At 70.5% G+C, this 6,414-nt stretch carries 5 protein-coding genes; all 5 read left to right on the top strand.

Annotation, left to right across the window (positions count from 1 at the left end):
* The first annotated feature begins 43 nt into the window (after window positions 1-43).
* The 5 genes from MHY49_RS03655 to serA all read left to right on the top strand — a co-directional run bounded on the left by MHY49_RS03655 (window position 44) and on the right by serA (window position 6,398).
* Complete coding sequence (locus MHY49_RS03655; RefSeq protein WP_239202663.1) at window positions 44-814, top strand: response regulator transcription factor; 771 nt, start codon at window positions 44-46, stop codon at window positions 812-814.
* A 261-nt stretch (window positions 815-1,075) separates the two neighbouring features.
* The gene (locus MHY49_RS03650) at window positions 1,076-2,833 is read left to right on the top strand and encodes an acetolactate synthase large subunit (protein ID WP_239202662.1); all 1,758 of its coding nucleotides are present in this window, start codon (window positions 1,076-1,078) and stop codon (window positions 2,831-2,833) included.
* 3 nt (window positions 2,834-2,836) lie between these two features.
* On the top strand, window positions 2,837-3,418 hold the full coding sequence (gene ilvN / locus MHY49_RS03645; protein WP_239202661.1) for an acetolactate synthase small subunit: 582 nt from the start codon (window positions 2,837-2,839) through the stop codon (window positions 3,416-3,418).
* A gap of 120 nt (window positions 3,419-3,538) precedes the next feature.
* Window positions 3,539-4,570: a ketol-acid reductoisomerase gene (gene ilvC / locus MHY49_RS03640; protein WP_239202660.1), complete on the top strand. Its 1,032-nt coding sequence runs from the start codon at window positions 3,539-3,541 to the stop codon at window positions 4,568-4,570.
* A 220-nt stretch (window positions 4,571-4,790) separates the two neighbouring features.
* Window positions 4,791-6,398, top strand: coding sequence for a phosphoglycerate dehydrogenase (gene serA / locus MHY49_RS03635; RefSeq protein WP_239202659.1), 1,608 nt, complete (start codon window positions 4,791-4,793; stop codon window positions 6,396-6,398).
* The last annotated feature ends 16 nt before the right edge of the window (window positions 6,399-6,414 follow it).

Raw genomic sequence — 6,414 nt, 5'->3', positions numbered from 1 at the left:
CCTCCGCAGAGTCGACCCCCGCCCCGCCGCACCAGGAGCACCGATGAGCACCACGTCCAGCACCCCCGCGGCCGAGCGCCTGACCACTCTCATCGTCGACGACCATTCGATCTTCCGCTCCGGGCTCCGGGCGGAGCTGTCCGCGGACATCGACGTGCTGGGCGAGGCCGGAACGGTCGAGGAGGCGGTCGAGGCGATCCGGGAGCTTCGTCCGGTGACCGTGCTGCTGGACGTCCATCTGCCCGGTGGGCGCGGAGGCGGCGGCGCGGAGGTGATCGCCCGCACCACGGGCGTCGAGCGGTCGGCGCCCGGTGCGTCCCCCGCTCCCGGTGCGTCCGTCGCGCCCGGGGTGACTGCGGCGCCCGGGGCGGATCCGACGACGGCGGGACGCCCGCCGGTGTTCCTCGCCCTCAGCGTCTCCGACGCGGCCGACGACGTGGTGCGCGTGATCCGCGCCGGGGCGCGCGGGTACCTCACCAAGAGCACCTCGGGCGCCGAGGTCTCCACGGCCCTGCACCGGGTGGTGGCCGGCGACGCGGTGTTCTCGCCGCTGCTCGCGGGCTTCGTCCTCGACGCCTTCGGGGCCGCCGGGGGAGAGGAGGCCGCGAGCGACGAGGAGCTGGACCGTCTCACCCGTCGAGAGCAGGAGGTGATGCGTCTGATCGCCCAGGGGTACGCCTACAAGGAGGTCGCCTCCGAGCTGTTCATCTCCATCAAGACCGTGGAGACGCACGTGTCGAGCGTGCTGCGCAAGCTGCAGCTGTCCTCGCGGCACGAGCTCACGGCGTGGGCGCTCTCGCGGCGACTGCTCTGAGCGGCCGTCCCACAGGATGGACGGTTTGCCGCGCGGGTGTGGGGCGCACTACTGTCGCCAGCATGCAGACGATCATTCTCGTACTTCCAGAGCGCGGCTGACGCCACCGTTCGACGACGAGACGTCCCGCGCGCCCCTCGAGAGCCCCAGGCCGAGGGGCTTTTTGATGCCCACGCGGGGCCCAGTCCCCGCCATGGGTGGAGCGGGGGACATCGGCCGAGGATCTGCACAGCCCCATCCGCGAAGACCGAAGGAGTTCCGATGACAGGCACGAGAGTCACCGGCGCCGCATCACTGATCATGTCGCTCGAGCACGCGGGGGCCGACGTCGTCTTCGGCCTTCCCGGCGGGGCCATCCTGCCCACCTACGACCCGCTCATGGATGCGGAGACCCTGCAGCACATCCTGGTCCGCCACGAGCAGGGCGCGGGGCACGCGGCCAGCGGCTACGCGCACGCGACCGGGAAGGTCGGCGTGTGCATGGCGACCTCCGGTCCCGGCGCCACGAACCTCATCACGGCGATCGCCGACGCCCAGATGGACTCGATCCCGATGGTCGCGATCACCGGTCAGGTCGGCTCGATGTTCATCGGCACCGACGCCTTCCAGGAGGCGGACATCGTCGGCATGACGATGCCCGTCACCAAGCACAACTTCCTGGTCAAGGACCCCGCGGAGATCCCCCGCGTCATCAAGCAGGCCTTCCACATCGCCTCGACGGGCCGGCCCGGCGTCGTGCTCGTGGACGTCACCAAGGACGCCCAGCAGGGCATCACCGACTTCGTGTGGCCCGAGGACGAGGAGCTGCCCGGGTACCGCCCCCACACCGAGCCCTCCACGCGCTCGGTGCGCGAGGCGGCCGAGCTCATCATGGCCAGCGAGCGCCCCGCCTTCCTCGTGGGCGGCGGCGTGATCCGCGCCGGCGCGAGCGATGCCGTGCGCGAGCTCGTGGACGTCACCGACGGCCCGATCACCACCACCCTCATGGGTCGCGGCGCGCTGCCGGACTCCCATCCCCATCACCTGGGGATGCCCGGCATGCACGGCAGCGTCGCGGCGGTCTCCGCCCTGCAGCGCGCCGATCTCATCATCGCCATCGGCGCCCGCTTCGACGATCGCGTCACCGGGCGGCTGGACTCCTTCGCCCCGCGCGCCAAGGTCGTGCACATCGACATCGACCCCGCGGAGATCGACAAGAACCGCCACGCCGACGTCTCGATCATCGCGGACGCGGGCGCCGCGGCCACCGCGCTGACGGGAGAGCTGCGCGAGCGCATCGAGCGCGAGGGCCACCCGGACCTGGACGCCTGGTGGCGCGTGCTCGACAACCTGCGCGAGACCTACCCGCTGGGATGGACCGCGACCGACGACGGCTTCACCGCGCCGCAGAAGGTGATCTCCCGGATCGGCGAGATCTCCGGGCCGGAGTCGATCTTCGTCTCCGGCGTGGGACAGCACCAGATGTGGTCCAGCCAGTTCATCCACTATGAGCGCCCGAACTCCTGGATCAACTCCGGCGGCCTGGGCACCATGGGCTACTCGGTGCCCGCGGCGATGGGCGCGAAGGTCGGCGCGCCCGATCGCGTCGTGTGGGCGATCGACGGCGACGGCTGCTTCCAGATGACCAACCAGGAGCTCGCGACCTGCGTCATCAACGACATCCCGATCAAGGTCGCGATCATCAACAACAGCTCGCTGGGCATGGTGCGCCAGTGGCAGAACCTGTTCTACGACCGCCGCTACTCCAACACGGACCTGAACACGGGGCACGGCACGCGCCGCGTCCCGGACTTCGTGAAGCTCGCCGAGGCGTACGGGGCCGCGGGCCTGCGCTGCGAGCGGGACGAGGACATCGACGCGACCATCCAGCAGGCCATGGAGATCAACGACCGGCCCGTCGTCATCGACTTCACGGTCAGCGCGGACGCCATGGTGTGGCCGATGGTGCCCTCCGGCGTCTCCAACGACGAGATCCAGATCGCCCAGGGCATGAGCCCCGAGTGGGAGAGGGACATCTGAGCCATGGACACCACCACGAACGACACCCGTCCCGACAGCACGCAGAGCGGCTCCCGCGCGGACGCCGCGGCGCTGCACGACACCCAGACCCTCTCGGTGCTCGTCGAGAACAAGCCGGGCGTGCTCACCCGCGTCTCGGCGCTGTTCGCGCGCCGCGGGTTCAACATCTCCTCCCTCGCCGTCGGCCCGACGGAGCACCCGGAGATCTCCCGGATCACCGTGGTCGTCGACGTCGCCGAGCAGCCGCTCGAGCAGATCGTGCGCCAGCTCGACAAGCTCGTGAACGTGCTGCGCATCGTGCACCTCGAGCCCCGTCGCACCGTGCAGCGCGAGCTGGTGCTCGTGAAGGTCGGGGCCGACAACGCGACCCGCACCTCGGTCCTCGAGATCGTGCAGATGTTCCGCGCGAAGGTCGTCAACGCCGGCGCGGAGGCCGTGACCATCGAGGCCACCGGCACCGAGGACAAACTCGTCGCGCTGCTGGACATGCTCGAGCCCTTCGGGATCCGCGAGATCGTGAAGTCCGGCGCCGTCGCGATCAGCCGCGGGCCCGAGTCGCTCGTCGAGGAGTTCCTGCCCGACTGAGCGTCCGGACGGTCTCAGAATCCGAAGTCCACTTCTCAACACGTAAGACACGCCAGGCTGTCCCCGGACTACGATGAGAGCGTCGCCCGAACAGCCGACACACCAACGAAGGAGCACATTGTGGCCGAGATCTTCTACGACGACGACGCCGACCTGTCCATCATCCAGGGCAAGAAGGTCGCGATCGTCGGCTTCGGCTCCCAGGGGCACGCGCACGCCCTGAACCTCCGCGACAGCGGCGTCGAGGTCGTCATCGCCCTGCGTGACGGCTCGAGCTCGACCCAGAAGGCCCAGGAGCTCGGCTTCGAGGTCAAGAACGTCGCCGACGCGACCGCGTGGGCCGACGTCATCATGGTCCTGGCGCCCGACCAGACCCAGCGCTCCATCTACGCCGAGTCGATCGAGCCGAACCTGTCGGCGGGCAAGGCCCTCGCCTTCGCGCACGGCTTCAACATCCGCTACGACCTCATCAAGCCCCCGGCCGATGTGGACGTCATCCTCATCGCCCCCAAGGCTCCCGGCCACACCGTGCGCCGCGAGTTCGAGGGCGGCCGCGGCATCCCGGACATCGTCGGCGTCGAGCAGGATGCGACCGGCCAGGCCTGGGACCTCGCGCTCAGCTACGCCAAGGGCATCGGCGGCACCCGCGCGGGCGTCATCAAGACCTCCTTCACCGAGGAGACCGAGACCGACCTGTTCGGCGAGCAGTCCGTGCTCTGCGGCGGCGTGAGCCACCTGGTCCAGGCGGGCTTCGAGACGCTCACCGAGGCCGGCTACCAGCCGGAGATCGCCTACTTCGAGGTGCTCCACGAGCTCAAGCTGATCGTCGACCTCATGAACGAGGGCGGCATCACCAAGCAGCGCTGGTCCTGCTCGGACACCGCCGAGTACGGCGACTACGTCTCCGGTCCCCGCGTCGTCACCTCCGAGACCAAGCAGGCCATGAAGGACGTCCTCTCCGACATCCAGGACGGCGCCTTCGCCAAGCGCTTCATCGACGACCAGGACAAGGGCGCGCCCGAGTTCAAGGAGCTGCGCGAGAAGGAGGCCGCCCACCCGATCGAGAAGGTCGGCAAGGAGCTGCGCGGCATGTTCTCCTGGAACAACGACCAGCTGGACTCCGACTACGTCGAGGGCAGCGCGGCGCGCTGATCCCCGATGATCGGCTGATCCGCTGACGGCGGGCTCTCCCTGAGGGGAGGGCCCGCCGTTCGCACGTGTTGGCCGGGTGCCCGGAGCGATCGCGTGCCCGCCGGCCCGTCTCACCCGATGACCCTCCCGCCCGCATGGCGGACAGCGGTCTAGGCTGTCCCTGTACCCGTCGCTCTCGAGGATGCGTGCGACGACCGCCATCCGCACCGGAGGAGATTCCGTGACGCGTCCCGTCGTGCTCATCGCAGAGGAGCTGTCGCCCGCGACCCTCGAGGTCCTGGGGTCCGACGTCGAGATCCAGACCGTGGACGGCACCGACCGTCCCTCGCTGCTGTCGGCCGTCAAGGACGCCGACGCGATCCTGGTGCGCTCGGCCACCCAGGTCGACGCCGAGGTGTTCGCCGCCGCCGACCACCTCAAGGTCGTCGCCCGTGCGGGCGTGGGCCTGGACAACGTGGACGTGCCCGCCGCGACCGCCGCCGGTGTCATGGTCATCAACGCCCCCACCTCGAACATCGTCTCCGCCGCCGAGCTCGCGATCACCCTGATCCTCGCCTCGCTGCGCAACCTCGGCCGTGCCGACGCCTCCGTGAAGGCCGGCACGTGGGAGCGCAAGCAGCTCACCGGCGTCGAGCTCCTCGAGAAGACCGTCGGCATCGTCGGCTTCGGGCGCATCGGCCAGCTCGTCGCCGAGCGCCTGCGCCCCTTCGGCGTGAACCTGCTCGCCTACGACCCGTACATCAACCACGCGCGTGCGGCCGACCTCGGCGCCCGCGTCGTCGAGCTCGACGAGCTCATGCGCACGGCGGACGTCGTCACCGTGCACATGCCGCGCACCCCGGAGACCGTCGGCCTCATCGGCGCCGAGCAGTTCGCGATCGCCAAGCCCAACCTCCACGTCGTCAACGCCGCCCGCGGCGGCCTCATCGACGAGGAGGCGCTCTTCGACGCCCTGAGCACCGGCCGGATCGCCGGCGCCGGCCTCGACGTCTACTCGAGCGAGCCCCCGGCCTCGTCCGAGACCGCCGCGAAGCTGCTCGGCCTCCCGAACATCACCCTCACCCCGCACCTGGGAGCCTCCACCGCAGAGGCCCAGGAGAAGGCCGGCGTCGCCGTCGCCCGCTCCGTGCGGCTGGCGCTGGCCGGGGAGCTCGTGCCCGACGCCGTGAACGTCGCCGGCGGCGCGATCGACGACCTCGTGCGGCCCGGCATCGCCCTCGCCGACCGCCTGGGCCAGCTGTTCACCGCGATCGCCGCCGAGGGCCCCGAGCTGCTCGAGGTCGTGGTGCGCGGGGAGATCGCCACCCGCGACGTCACCGCACTCAAGCTCTCCGCCCTGCGCGGCGTGTTCCGCCAGGTCGTCACCGAGCAGGTCAGCTACGTCAACGCGCCGGTCCTCGCCGAGGAGCGCGGCATCCGCGTGGACCTCGTGACCAGCGAGGACTCCGAGCGCTTCCGCAACGTGGTGCAGATCCGCGGAACCCTGCGCGACGGCCGCGTGGTCTCGGTCTCCGGCACGCTCTCGGGCACCGAGCAGTCGCAGAAGCTCACCGAGGTCGACGGGCTCGAGCTCGACGTCCAGCTCAGCGACCACCTCCTGCTCATCACCTATCAGGACCGTCCCGGCCTCGTGGGCGCCTACGGCGCGCTCCTGGGCGACGCCGACGTGAACATCGCCGGCATGCAGGTCTCCCGCCGCGGCGAGGAGCGCGGGGGAGAGGTCCTCGTGGTCCTCAACCTCGACCAGAGCGTCGACCAGGGCCTCGCCGACCGCATCGGCGAGGCCGTCGGCGCGAGCGCCTCGCTCGCGGTCGACATCACCTACTGAACCCGCCCGGCGGGGC

The sequence above is a fragment of the Brachybacterium sp. ACRRE genome, assembly GCF_022346485.1.
GTDB classification, from domain to species: domain Bacteria; phylum Actinomycetota; class Actinomycetes; order Actinomycetales; family Dermabacteraceae; genus Brachybacterium; species Brachybacterium halotolerans.
The sequence above is the reverse complement of the archived record's forward strand: the minus strand, read 5'-3'. Positions and strand labels throughout refer to the sequence as shown.